The 13,742-nt window shown below is 42.5% G+C and carries 11 protein-coding genes; 6 read left to right on the top strand and 5 right to left on the bottom strand.

The features are described 5' to 3' along the window. Positions 1–58: 58 nt before the first annotated feature. Positions 59–1,363 carry an NAD(P)/FAD-dependent oxidoreductase gene (locus ACYVNW_RS05245; protein WP_460678792.1) on the bottom strand — a complete coding sequence of 435 codons (1,305 nt, stop codon included), beginning with the start codon at positions 1,361–1,363 and terminating at the stop codon, positions 59–61. A 162-nt stretch (positions 1,364–1,525) separates the two neighbouring features. On the opposite strand from ACYVNW_RS05245, the gene argB reads away from it, so the two are divergent. The 4 genes from argB (at position 1,526) to ACYVNW_RS05225 (ending at position 7,577) form a co-directional block, all read left to right on the top strand. Next, positions 1,526–2,335 (top strand): acetylglutamate kinase, encoded by an 810-nt coding sequence (gene argB / locus ACYVNW_RS05240; protein ID WP_460678791.1) that lies wholly within the window; start codon positions 1,526–1,528, stop codon positions 2,333–2,335. A 3-nt stretch (positions 2,336–2,338) separates the two neighbouring features. Next, positions 2,339–3,154, top strand: coding sequence for a pyrroline-5-carboxylate reductase (gene proC / locus ACYVNW_RS05235; protein WP_460678790.1), 816 nt, complete (start codon positions 2,339–2,341; stop codon positions 3,152–3,154). A gap of 85 nt (positions 3,155–3,239) precedes the next feature. After that, positions 3,240–4,628 carry an aspartate kinase gene (locus ACYVNW_RS05230; RefSeq protein WP_460678789.1) on the top strand — a complete coding sequence of 463 codons (1,389 nt, stop codon included), beginning with the start codon at positions 3,240–3,242 and terminating at the stop codon, positions 4,626–4,628. 102 nt (positions 4,629–4,730) lie between these two features. Beyond that, positions 4,731–7,577, top strand: coding sequence for an alpha/beta hydrolase family protein (locus tag ACYVNW_RS05225; RefSeq protein ID WP_460678788.1), 2,847 nt, complete (start codon positions 4,731–4,733; stop codon positions 7,575–7,577). Between the two features lie 81 nt (positions 7,578–7,658). On the opposite strand, the gene gpmA is transcribed toward ACYVNW_RS05225, so the two are convergent. Beyond that, positions 7,659–8,348: a 2,3-diphosphoglycerate-dependent phosphoglycerate mutase gene (gene gpmA / locus ACYVNW_RS05220; RefSeq protein ID WP_460678787.1), complete on the bottom strand. Its 690-nt coding sequence runs from the start codon at positions 8,346–8,348 to the stop codon at positions 7,659–7,661. Between the two features lie 69 nt (positions 8,349–8,417). Between gpmA and ACYVNW_RS05215 the strand changes: the two genes are divergently transcribed. Continuing rightward, positions 8,418–8,798: an SRPBCC domain-containing protein gene (locus ACYVNW_RS05215; protein WP_460678786.1), complete on the top strand. Its 381-nt coding sequence runs from the start codon at positions 8,418–8,420 to the stop codon at positions 8,796–8,798. 66 nt (positions 8,799–8,864) lie between these two features. Here the strand turns inward: ACYVNW_RS05215 and ACYVNW_RS05210 are convergent, their stop codons facing one another. The 3 genes from ACYVNW_RS05210 to ACYVNW_RS05200 all read right to left on the bottom strand — a co-directional run bounded on the left by ACYVNW_RS05210 (position 8,865) and on the right by ACYVNW_RS05200 (position 12,173). Beyond that, entirely contained in the window at positions 8,865–10,226 is a 1,362-nt protein-coding gene (locus ACYVNW_RS05210) for an OmpA family protein (protein ID WP_460678785.1), read from the bottom strand. 322 nt (positions 10,227–10,548) lie between these two features. Then, entirely contained in the window at positions 10,549–11,721 is a 1,173-nt protein-coding gene (locus tag ACYVNW_RS05205) for a trans-sulfuration enzyme family protein (protein ID WP_460678784.1), read from the bottom strand. A gap of 23 nt (positions 11,722–11,744) precedes the next feature. Next, positions 11,745–12,173, bottom strand: coding sequence for an OsmC family protein (locus ACYVNW_RS05200; RefSeq protein ID WP_460678783.1), 429 nt, complete (start codon positions 12,171–12,173; stop codon positions 11,745–11,747). Between the two features lie 90 nt (positions 12,174–12,263). On the opposite strand from ACYVNW_RS05200, the gene ACYVNW_RS05195 reads away from it, so the two are divergent. After that, positions 12,264–13,511 carry a nucleoside recognition domain-containing protein gene (locus ACYVNW_RS05195; RefSeq protein WP_460678782.1) on the top strand — a complete coding sequence of 416 codons (1,248 nt, stop codon included), beginning with the start codon at positions 12,264–12,266 and terminating at the stop codon, positions 13,509–13,511. The last annotated feature ends 231 nt before the right edge of the window (positions 13,512–13,742 follow it).

The following is a 13,742-nucleotide window of genomic DNA, read 5'->3' as shown; positions in this document are numbered from 1 at the left end:
ACTTTAATGTATTAAATTAACTTTTACTATTGTTGGCTTTTTGCTTAACCATACTGTCTCAGCTTGAGATGGGGTCAGTCATCATGGTAGATGTATCAAATTTTCTTACCACCACTCTGTTGTCGCTGTTTTTAGTAAAGTAGTTGATGGCCCAGCTAAAGAACACGATCAATTTGTTGCTAAAACCTGCAAGGGTCATGATATGTACAAACACCCAGAGCAGCCATGCAAAAAAACCACCGAAGTGCACTTTTCCTAAATCAGCTACTGCTTTATTGCGGCCTATGGTAGCTAGAGAACCCTTATCATTATATCTGAATGCTTCTAACTGTTCTTTTTTAATGGTGTGTAGTATGTTTTTTGCAGCATTAGCCCCGGTTTGTATAGCCCCCTGAGCTACTCCTGGTACTCCGTTTGGCATATCAGTGGTTAACATAGCCGCTACGTCACCAATAGCAAATATATTGGGGTATCCCTTAACGCGACTGAATTCATCCACCATAATACGATTACCTTTAGCCATGCTTTCGGAAGCCAGGCCGGCGGGGGCTTCCCCTTTTACACCGGCGGCCCAAAATACATTGCGGGTTTTTATTACTTTACCGTCATCAATAGTCAGCATATCGCCGTTGTAACTGGTTACATGTACACTATTGTAGATAATCACCCCTAATTCTGTTAAGTACTGCTTGGCTTTAATCGATGCCTGGTCTGACATAGCCGCAATCAGTACCGGCTTACCTTCAGCAATATATACCTGCATCTCATCAGGATTTAGTTTAGGAAATTCTTCTCTGAAAATATCTTTCCTGAATTCGGCAATTGATCCGGCCAGCTCAGCTCCGGTGGGGCCACCTCCTACCACTACAAAAGTTAATAATGCTCTTCGCTCTGCTTCGTCATCGGTTACGGCAGCTTTCTCCAAATTCTGAATAATCAGGCTGCGGATGTTCAATGCCTCTGCAATATTTTTCATAGGCATGGTATTGTGTTCCAACTCCTTATTACCGAAGAAATTTGTGTTTGCGCCGGTTGCCACAACCAGGTAGTCGTATTTTACGCCGCCTATACTGGTGTTAACTGTATTATTGACCGCATCTATATTTTGTACTTCGGCCAAATGGAAATCAAAGTTTTTCTGCCGGTGAAACATTCGCCTGATGGGAAACCCGATTGAGTCGGCCTCTAATTCACCCATGGCCACCTGATATAGCAAAGGTTGAAAAGTGTGATAATTGTGCTTATCCACCATAATGACGTCTACATCGGCATTTTTTAGCTTTTTAGCTGTATTGATTCCACCAAACCCGCCGCCAATAATCACTACCCGTGGCCTGCCCGAAGTCTGTTGTAAGTTATTCATGTATATAGTTCTAATCTGCTTTCAATAATTTCTGCAAGTAAAACTCCCTTAATTACCATATGTTTCGTTCAATGTGGCGTTCATCGTAACAAACTATCAGCAAAAGTTATAATTTAGCCAATGTTGGAATATAACATTGGCTGTACAACGATATATACATACATGGCAACTCAATCAAAGCACCCTTTATACATTATTAAAATTGGCGGTAACGTAATTGACAATTCCGAAAATTTATATCACTTTTTGAAAGATTTTACTGCATTGAAAGGCCATAAAATATTGGTACATGGCGGTGGAAAAGTAGCTACTCAACTATCAGATAAAATGGGTATCCAAACTCAAATGATTGATGGCCGGCGCATCACTGATTTAGATACGCTGCAAATGGTAACTATGGTGTACGGCGGTCTGATCAATAAAAATATTGTAGCGCAACTGCAGCGTTTCGGCACCAATGCTATTGGACTTACCGGTGCCGACGGTAATACAATTATAGCTGCCAAACGTAAGGTAAAGGAAATCGATTATGGCTTTGTGGGCGATTTGAACGATAAATCCATTAATATTGATAGCATAGATGCTTTGTTAAAAGCTGGCTTTACCCCTGCATTTTGTGCGTTAACTCATGATGGCGATGGTCAGTTGTTTAATACCAATGCTGATACTATTGCCTCAGCATTGGCAGTGGCAATGGCTAAGCAGTATGAAACCACTTTGATTTATTGTTTTGAGAAAAAGGGAGTGCTTAAGGATTTAAGCAATGAGGATTCATTAATTAAAGACATTGACCGTGCGCATTATGAAGAATTGAAAAAAGAGCAGATTATTCACAGTGGAATGCTACCCAAAATGGATAATGCTTTCGGTGCTATTGCAAATGGTGTCAGCGCCGTTATCATTGGCCATGCCGGCGATTTAAAAAATATAGGCAAAGAAGGGAAATCATTTGGTACCCGTTTAACAAAATAAGTTATGATCGAACATCACATCGCCATAATTGGCAGCGGAAACATTGGTTTGGCTTTAGCTAAAGGATTGGTAAAAGCTGGTATTTGTCAGCCTCAGCAAATTACACTCACCCGGCGCAATGTAAAAGTCTTATCCACCTATGGTGATGAAGGCTACAGTGTAACCAATGACAATGTAGATGCTGTTAAAAGCACAGATATTATTGTGCTGGCAGTACTGCCGCAGCAATTAAATGATGTTTTAAAAGAAATACAACCGGGGGTTAACGTGCAGAAGCAATTGTTTGTATCAATTGTCTCAGGTGTAACTTGCCGGGACATTCGCCAGGAACTGGGTGCCGAAGTGCAAGTGATACGTGCCATGCCCAATACCGCCATTGCCATAGGCCATTCCATGACCTGCTTAGCTTCTGATACTGCAACAAAAGAGAACTTGGAACTGGTTACCTCTTTATTCAATACCGTTGGCATCAGTTTGCAGATCAACGAGGAGTTGATGACATCTGCTACTGCCTTGTGTGCCTGTGGTATTGCCTTCTTTCTGCGTTCTATACGTGCGGCTTCACAGGGTGGTACCGAAATTGGTTTTCACGCACATGATGCTTTAAAAATGGCTGCACAAACCGCCAAAGGTGCTGCCGACTTACTGCTGCAATTAGCCTCACATCCTGAGCAGGAAATAGATAAAGTAACTTCGCCCAAAGGTTGCACCATTGCAGGATTGAATGATATGGAGTATCATGGTTTCAGTTCTGCCATGATAAAAGGGATTAAAACATCTGCAGAAAAAGCGGGTGCCTTGTACACCAAGAATAGCTGATTGTAAGTTTTACACCATAAGCGACTGTCACACTTGCTTTAGCGTACCAATTCGCTTACTTTAGCATCCTTTTTATATTAAACGAATGTTAACAGTAGAAAAAATCGGCGGTACCTCTATGAGTGCATTGGGTGATGTGATTAAAAACATCATTCTGTATAAGCGTACCGGCGATGAGTTATATAACCGCATCTTTGTGGTATCTGCATTTTCGGGCGTTACAAATTTATTGCTTGAAGATAAAAAAACAGGCGAACCTGGCGTTTACCATCGTATTGCCAAGTATCAGGATTTTCACCGCCCGTTAAATAACTTGATTGTTAAACTAAAACAAATCAATAAGCAATACAAAAGCTTAGGTTTGGATTTAGCCGTGGCCGATCAGTTTATTGAAAAGCACGTGCGTGATGCGCAAGGTTACCTCGAAAATCTTTCTGATGTTCTGGCTTCGGGGTATGTAAACAGCGAAGGTATACTGCAGGCGGCACGCGAAATATTAGCCTCTATAGGTGAAAGTCATTCCGCTTTCGTGTTCACTAATATTCTACAAAACATGGGTATCAGCGCTACACTGGTTGATTTAAGCGGCTTTTATGACCACAAGCCTTATACCATTGACCAGCGCATTAAACACGCTTTTAAAGACATTGATTTTGCCAAAACCATTTGCATTGCCACCGGCTATACCAAGGGTACTGAAGGTATTATGCGCGAGTTTGACCGCGGCTACTCTGAGGTAACTTTCAGTAAAATTGCAGTTGCAGTAAAAGCGCGGGAAGTGGTCATACACAAGGAATATCACCTATGCTCTGCCGACCCCGTAATGGTTGGTATTAACAACTGCATACCTGTAGGTTCCACTAATTATGACGTGGCCGACCAGTTAGCCGATGTGGGTATGGAAGCTATTCACCCTAAAGCATCAAAGCCATTAGAAATCAATAACATTCATCTGCGTATCAAAAATACTTTTGAGCCTGAACATCCGGGTACTTTGATAACACAGGACTATGTTTGCCAGCATAAGCGTGTGGAGGTCATTACGGGAACGGACAAGTTGGTGATGATAGATATTTATGACCCCCTGATGGTAGGCAATGTAGGATCCGATTTGCAGATTATGCAGGTCTTCTATGACTTTAAAACCAGTTACAATTTTAAGGCTACCAGCGCCAACAGTATTTCAATTGTAATCTGGGAAAAAGACTACAACAAAAAACTGATACAGGCACTGGAAGATAAGTTTGAGAAAGTAACCGTTGAAAAAGTAGCCATGGTTTGCTTGATAGGTTCAAACATTGATCAGCCGGGTTTATTGGCGCGTTCGGCCGCTGCATTTGCAGAAAGCGGCATCAATATTAAAAGTGCCGGTTTTGCCTTGCGTAAAGTAAATATCCAGTTTATTGTGGCTCGCGAAGATTTCAAAAATTCGGTGATCGCCTTAAACACCGCTATGTCTGACCAAACGCATTGAAATCTAAAACCAAAGGCAGATTACTTGTAACAATATTGAATATTTAAGATGCTAACTTAAAATTTATGCATATTTAGTAGCGTAATTACAGCTAAACTAAATATGCATAAATTTTTACTTACCACAGGGCTTATTGCAGCAACAGCGTTTCAAAGCTTTGCGCAAACGTCGCCCAAAAAACCTATCGACCATTCGGTGTATGATGGCTGGCAAAGCATCAGCAACGAGCGCATCAGTAATAACGGTAAATGGGTGGTATATGCAGTAAAACCACAACAGGGTGATGCAAACTTGTACATCACCAATGTAAACGGTAGCAGCAAACTGCAAATACCAAGAGGTGATACTGCGCGTATTACTAACGATTCCAAATACGGAATTTTCCTGATCCGGGCCTTTTACAGCGATACACGCCAGGCGCGCATTAAAAAGAAAAAGCCAAACGAGTTTCCGAAAGATACATTAGGTATCATAACACTCGGTAGCAACAACGTCACAAAAATTGCAGGCGTACGCTCATTTAAAGTAGCCGAAAAGGCCTCTGTAATTGCTTACCTGGCACCATCCGATACTGTACGCAAACCTGCAGCCGGTGATACATCCCGAAAGGCAATTGCCACCACCATTGCAGCGCCCACCCGCGAAGGCGCTAACTTAACCGTAAGGCAACTGACCAGTAATAAATACCGAACCTTTGATTATGTGACCGATTATCAATTAAGTAAAGATGGTAAACTGCTGGCTTTTGCAGTTACTGCGCCACGCCGAAATGCAAAAGTTAAATCGGGTGTTTATATCTATGATATCAACAAGGATGAACTGAAAGAAGTAAGCACCGGTCGTGGAACATATAAATCAATAGCATTTGATGAAGATGGCAAGCAACTGGCATTTTGTGCCGAGAAGAACCCCGAACGTGCACCGGTAAAACCTTATAAATTATATTACTACCATGTAGGTGCCGACAGTGCCTCAGTATTAGCCGCACCCGGTTCAGCAGGTATGCCAGATAAATGGGCAGTGAGCGGCGATGGGCGGGTATACTTCAGCAAAAACGGTAGCAAATTGTTTTTTGGCACTGCCCCTATCCCCAAACCTATTGATACCACACTGGTTGATTTTGAAACCGCCAAACTGGATATTTGGAATTATAAAGATGATTACCTGCAACCGCAACAGTTGAAAAACTTACAGCGCGAGCTGCGCCGCAGCTATTTGGCGGTTATTTACCCCGGCGAAGCCGGTAAAAGAACCATACCATTGGCTGATAAAGGTATTCAAGACGTAATGCTGGCCATGAACAATGATAGCCGCTATGCTTTGGGCGTAACTGATACTGGTGCACGCGTACCGGCCCAATGGGAAGGCAGCAGCAGGCAGGAAGCGTTTTTGATTGATACCCGCACGGGTGAGCGTAAGCGCATGAATACCCGCATGAAAACCCGTTACAGTATATCGCCAGCCGGAAATTATGTTGTGTGGTTCGATCCTAAAAGCCAAAACTGGTACAGCTATGCCATTGCTACCGGCAAAGTACTAAACCTCACCTCGCGCACCGGTGTAAAAATGGGCGAAGAAGATAATGACGTACCGGATGATCCGAAAGCCTATGGCATTTCGGGATGGACGGAAGGCGATAAATATGTACTGTTGTATGATCGCTACGACATCTGGGGCATTGACCCGGCGACCGGCGCTACTGCTAATCTAACAAAAGGTATGGGCCGTAAAAATCATTTGATATTCCGCTATACCAATCCGGCTGCTGCAGGTGGTCGGTTTGCTGGGGGCGGCGATGACGATGACCGGTTAATTCCAACAAAAAAACCACTGTACCTGCTCACACAAAACGATGACACAAAACAATGGGGATATTATAAAACCACTTTGGGCAGTAGTAAAGCACCCGAAAAATTGGTAATGGCCCCTTACAGCTATGCCGGTTTGGTGAAAGCTAAAGATGCAAACGTATATATTTATACTAAAGCCAATTATCAAAACTCTCCTGATTTATATCTATCTGATAACCTTAAACAGGAAACACAACTGAGTGCTATAAACCCTCAGCAAGCTCAATACAACTGGGGTACAGCAGAATTGGTACATTGGACCACGCCTAAAGGTTATAAATCGGCCGGAATTTTATACAAACCTGAAAATTTCGACCCAATGAAAAAATACCCGATGCTGGTATATTTTTATGAAAAGCTATCTGAAGGTTTGTACAGCTACGTGCCGCCCGCACCTACACCATCGCGTTTGCCTATCTCCTATTTTGTAAGTAATGGATATCTGGTGTTTGCTCCTGATGTGAGCTACGAGACTGGCCACCCGGGTGCATCAGCTGTTGAATTCATTAATTCAGGTGTAGAAAGCTTAAAGAAAAATTCATGGGTAGATGCAGCGCACATTGGCATACAAGGTCAGAGCTGGGGCGGTTATCAGGTGGCTTATCTGATAACGCAAACTAATATGTATGCAGCAGCATGGGCAGGTGCCCCGGTAGCCAACATGACTTCAGCTTACGATGGCATACGCTGGGAAACCGGCATTAGCCGCGAAATGCAGTATGAGCATGGCCAGAGCCGTATTGGTACTGATTTGTGGAGCAATACTAATCTTTATATCGAAAACTCGCCATTGTTCCAGTTACCCAAGGTGAAAACGCCTGTGGTAATTATGTCGAACGATGCGGATGGCGCCGTGCCATGGTATCAGGGCATTGAGATGTTTACAGCATTGCGCCGTTTAGGTAAACCGGTTTGGTTGTTACAATATAATGATGAAGCCCATAACCTGGTACAACGCAAAAACCGCAAAGATATCTCTATCCGAGAAGCGCAGTTTTTTGATCATTACCTGAAAGGTGCACCGATGCCGGTTTGGATGGACAAAGGTGTTCCGGCTGTAGATAAGGGGCGTGATTGGGGCCTGGCTATTCAAGAGTAATCAAACCCAAATAATCTAAAAGAGCCATGCACATGCATGGCTCTTTTAGATTATAACAGAATGATATAATAAAAATTATAATCATTTAATGTAGTAATGTTGTATCCGGTTCAGGCCATGATCCAGCTCATAGACCAATGGTACGCCTGTGGGTATGTCTAAATCGGTTACTTCTTCGTCGCTTAAATTATCAATGTACTGTATCAGCGCTCTTAAACTGTTGCCATGTGCGCAAACTACAACCTTTAAATTTTGCCGCATGGCGGTTACAATAGTTTCCAGCCAGAACGGTAACACCCGGTTCATGGTTTCGCTCAAATTTTCCGTAAGAGGTAATTCGCGGTCAGTCAGGTCTTTATAACGATAATGATTGCCGGGGTAACGGTCATCATCTTTAGTTATGGCAGGCGGATGCTCATGCGGATCGCGGCGCCATTTATGAACCTGTTCTTCGCCATACTTGGCAATGGTTTCTGCCTTGTTTAAGCCCTGCAAAGCGCCGTAAAAACGCTCATTTAAACGCCATGATTTTTGCACGGGTATCCACATCAAATCCATTTCCTCCAACACCGTATGCATGGTTTTAATCGAGCGCTTTAAAATGGAAGTGAAGCCAATATCAAACTTATAGCCGTTACTGTTTAGTAGCTGACCGGCATGCCGGGCCTGCCTGAATCCTTCTTCCGATAAATCTACATCCGTCCAGCCTGTAAAGCGGTTTTCCTGGTTCCATAAGCTTTCGCCGTGGCGCAGCAGCACAATTTTTTGCATAGTATGTACATAAACCGCCGAATGCAGATTGAGTTTATAATTTAAATGTTAAAATGTGCAACTTGCAGCATGAAAGATTTTAAGAAGTACTACCTGTTGCCGGCACCACCCGAGGATGTATATAGCGCCATCACCAATCCTGTTACTTTACAGCTATGGACGGGCGATCCGGCACAAATGTCAACTACGCCCAACACGGAGTTTTCCTTGTGGGACGGCAGTATTGTAGGAAAAAATCTGGAGTTTGAAACCAATAAAAAAGTAGTGCAGCAATGGTATTTTGATGGGCAGGACGAACCTTCCATCGTGACTATCAAACTCCACCCGGATAAGCAAGGAACTTCTGTTGAAGTGAGGCAAACCAATATTCCTGATGATGCCTACACAGATATTACCGATGGCTGGAATGATGTGTATATGGGAGGTTTGGCAGACTTTTTTGAATTTTAAACCAATAGTTATAAAACACAAAAGGCCGCATTATGCGGCCTTTTGTGTTTTATAAAAGCTTACTGATTAATATAAAGTAAACTCTACACGACGGTTTTTCTGACGACCGGCGTCTGTTTTATTAGAAGCAATTGGTTGTGTTTCACCATAACCTACCGCTTCTATTCGTGAAGGATTGGCGCCTTTGCTTACTAAATATTCTTTCACTGATTCTGCACGGTCTTTAGATAATTTTAGGTTAGCAGCATCAGAACCTACGTTATCGGTATGGCCTGCTAATTTCAAGCTAAAGTTTTTGCTGGTTAAAATGTCAGCTACACGATCTAAACTGGACAGAGAATGTTCTTTAATAGTTGCTTTACCAAAATCAAACTCTAGGTTTTTGATCGCTTCACGTACCACCTTGCGGTCTTCTTCAGTTACATATACTTTAGTAACAGGGGTTGGCAGTGGGCAACCTGAACCATCTACTTTAACACCTCTTTGAGTGTTAGGGCATTTATCGTAAGCATCAGGTACACCATCGCCATCTGTATCAGCGGTTAAACGAGCCAGGTTTGCATTAGTAGTATTCAAATCATTGCGTAATTGTTCGTTCATCATACGCTGTTGAGCCAACTCACCGGCTAAAGCATTGGTTTTGCTTAAGTACTCAGTACGCATTGAAGATACCGGGTTGTGATTAGCTAATTGTGGTTTTGAGCGTTTGCCTAATGCAAATTCCAAACCGGCGTGTGCATAAGCAAACTGGTCATTGCGGCCACCGTAAGTATAACCATCAATGTTATCGCCATCCATAAAGTTAACCTGGTAACCCAAATCTAAATTGATACCAGGCGCTAAACCAACTTTTAAGCCAACACCCAACGGAATGTAGAATTGGTTGATGTTGCGACCATCGCTGTTGTACTGAACGGTGCGTCCATCAGCTGTATATAATTTAGGCGCATAAGCGATAGAACCACCACCAACGGTTACATAAGGCTGAATAGCTCCATGATTGTGGCGCCAGTTGATGTTAGCGATTGTAATGTTTGCGCTTAAGTCAACCGCATATTTAATATCAGTTCTGAATTTAACCAGGTTGGTTGGTTGCTGTGGCGTAGTACCTTGCAGGTGGCCTTTAAAGAAATCAGCCTGAAAACCCAAAGCTGGTAATAATTGATATTTTACATAACCACCGTAGCCCCATTGCTCATTAGGCGTTACAAAATCTTGTTTGCCTCTCAACGGAGTCCATGGGCTGATCATGCCGCCATGTAAACCGATTGACCAGTTGCGGTAAGCGCTGCCACCTGCAAATGGCTGTACATAATCTTTAGTGTAAGTAGTAGTGTCTGTAGTTGAAGTAATGGTTTGTGCCATCAACTGGCTGCCGGTAAGAACCGCTGCTACCATCAAAGCAGATTTTTTAAATGTACTGTTCATATGTTTGATATTAAGTGGATGGTTCGTTATACATATTATGTATTCGAACACGAGCACCTTTTGACAAGCATAATGCCAGTTTTGGTAACAGGTATGTTACAATTGCCGTTCGTTTCCTGTATTAAGATTATGTTAACAGTTGTAATACTTAAGCATATCATGCTGACAATGAAGACATAACACAATAGCTAAAGTTGCGGACTTGTGATAGAAAAGTATGTGGAAAACTCAAAAACGTTTCCATAAAGCAAAATGCCCGATATGTATCAAATTAAACACATAACGGGCAAAGGCATTAATTTTCTGTATTGAAAATGCTATATCAGCTGTTCATTGCCTGGGCGATATCATTAATAATATCATCAACTTTTTCCAAGCCTACCGAAATACGTATTAAACCAGGGGTTATACCTACAGATAGGCGTTCCTGCTCTGTAAGTTTGAAATGCGTGGTACTGGCCGGATGAGATGCAATACTACGGCTATCACCTAAATTTGGTGTTACCGAGAGCATCTGTAAACTGTCGAGAAATTTGCGACCGGCATCTAAGCCACCTTTCAGTTCAAAACACAATACACCACCGCCTGCACTCATTTGTTTAACAGCAATATCATATTGCGGATGTCCTTTCAAAAACGGATACTTCACCCAGGTAATTTGTGGCATGCTTTGCAAAGCTTCTGCAACTTTCATGGCGTTCTCACAGTGTCTTTGCATACGCACATCCAAAGTTTCGAGGCTTTTGCTTAATACCCAGGCATTGAAAGGCGATAGTGACGGTCCGGTGTTGCGGCAAAATAAGTAGATATCACGAACCAAATCGGCATTGCCAACAATTACGCCGCCCATAACCCTGCCCTGCCCATCAATCCATTTAGTAGCCGAGTGCACCACCAGGTGTGCACCGTACTCTATAGGGCGTTGTAATAAAGGGGTGGCAAAGCAATTATCTACATTAAGAATAATGTTATGCTTTTGAGCAAACTGGCCGGCCCACTCTAAATCTATAACCTCAAGCTGCGGATTAGTTGGCGTTTCCAGATACATCATTTTAGTATTGGGCTGAATGGCCTTTTCCCATGCGTCGCTGTCATTGGCTGGAACTAATGTGCAGCTGATGCCATATTTAGGCAGGTACTTGGTAACCAAAGTAAACGTACTGCCGAAAACCGAACTGCAGCACAGCAAATGATCACCCTGCTGTAATAATGAAAAAATGGAAGCAAACACCGCGCTCATACCCGATGAAGTGGCAAAGCCGGCTTCAGCCCCTTCCAGCATGCACATCTTATCTATAAATTCATCAACCGTAGGGTTACTGTAGCGGCTGTAAATGTTATCGTCTGTTTCTTCGGCGAATGCCGCACGCATGCTTTCGGCATCATCAAATGTAAAGCTGCTGGTTAAGTATAAAGGCGTAGAATGCTCACGCTCCGGTGTTTTATCTGCACGAATGCGGATAGCCTGGCTGAGCTTATCTGATGTATTGGACATAGTAGAGTTTAAAATGATTTAACTTATTGAGCCGGATGTATGAATACCTGCCATTTGATTTCGGTGCCCGACTTTTCTAAAGTGGCGGCCACTGAACAATACTTATCTATAGACAGCTCAACTGCTTTTTTAGCTTTATCCTCATTGATATCGCCATAGAGGTGAAACTCAATATTGACGTTTTTCCATAAAGATGGTTCTTTGCCCGGTTCGCGATCACCGGAAATCACCATACGGTAATCCTGCACCTGCTGCTTTTGCTTGTTTAAGATCATGATCACATCAATGGCTGAGCAGCCGCCCAAGCCCATCAGCAGCATTTGCATAGGGCGCACGCCATAATTCTCGCCGCCACTCTCGGGGCTGCTATCCATTTTAACAGTGTGTCCGTTTTCGTCATGGGCTTCGAAGCCAAATAAGCCCGATACCCTTTTTAATTCTATTGTTGCCATAGCTAATTGTGTGTGCTAAATTAAGCTTTTGAACAGCAAAAAAGTAGGACTGAACATTAATTGTATCGTAAAAAGAAGTAATATTGAAGCATGGCTTTAAATTATATCTGGGTAGGTTTCTTTATTGTTGCATTTGTTGTTGCACTATTTAAACTGGCGCTTTTAGGTCAAACTGATGCTTTCAGTGTATTGGTTGATGGCTTATTCAGTTCATCCAAATCAGCAGTTATGGATATTGCTTTGCCCTTAACCGGTGTAATGGTATTTTGGCTGGGTGTAATGAATATTGGAGAAAAAGCCGGAGCTATTAACTTCTTATCCCGCATTGTTGGCCCCTTTTTTCAACGTTTGTTTCCGGAGGTTCCCAAAAATCATCCTGCTACCGGGCAAATGATGATGAACTTTTCGGCCAATTTGCTGGGCTTGGATAATGCTGCTACTCCGCTGGGTTTAAAAGCAATGGCCAGTTTACAAGAGTTAAATCCCAACAAAGAGACGGCATCTAATGCGCAGATTATGTTTTTGGTGCTGCATACCTCTGGTTTGCAATTGTTGCCGGTTACCATTATTGCGCAGCGGGCTATATTACATGCGCAAAATCCGGCGGATGTATTTCTTCCATGTATTATAGCCACCTATGTGGCTACAGTAGTGGGCATGCTGGCCGTAGCCATCAGGCAAAAAATTAATCTGTTTGACCGGGTTATATTGTTATGGCTGGGCGGTTTAACGGGAGTTATCGCATTATTGATATGGTATTTTACCACACAGCTATCACATGAGCAGATTACTTTGGTATCCACATTAATTAGCAGTGTACTATTATATAGCATTCCTGTAATATTTATTTTAGGCGGATTGCGTAAAAAGGTAAATATTTTCGAAGCCTTTATTGATGGCGCCAAAAGCGGCTTCGAAGTAACTATTAAAATTATCCCCTACCTGGTTGCCATGCTGGTAGCCATCAGCGTATTTCGCAACTGTGGTGCTTTGGATTATGTAAATAGTGGTGTGAAATGGGCTGTTGCCCGATGCGGACTTGATACACGTTTTGTAGATGCTATGCCGGTAGCTTATCTGAAGCCCCTCAGCGGCTCAGGTTCGAAGGCCATGATGATTGATGTGATGAAAACCTTTGGGCCCGACAGTTTCGCGGGGCGCCTGGGCAGTATCTTCAACGGTTCGGCTGATACCACATTTTACATAGTGGCATTGTATTTTGGTTCTGTGGGTATAAAGAAATCACGGTACGCCATTCCTGCCGGACTGATAGCAGATGCAGCAGGAATTGTAGCAGCCATTTTTGTAGCCTATTTATTCTTTGGAAGCAGTCATTAATTATTAATTATTATTCATATTTCTTTTCAAAATATATCTTTTCTTCCTGTAACATTTTTTGTTGGTTGCCGTATAAAGTAGTAATTAAGTTCAAAAATATTGTATAAAAGGCTAAGTATTATAATAAGTAGCCATAATATTTTTGTTTCTTAGTGTCCTGATTGAGTTGAAGTATATTGATTAAACTTTTTACGCGCACCCTTTAATGCACAAAAGATTTTCCGGGTTATG

The sequence above is a fragment of the Mucilaginibacter koreensis genome (genome assembly GCF_054783355.1).
Note: the sequence above shows the minus strand (reverse complement) of the source record. Positions and strands in the feature narration are given on the sequence as shown.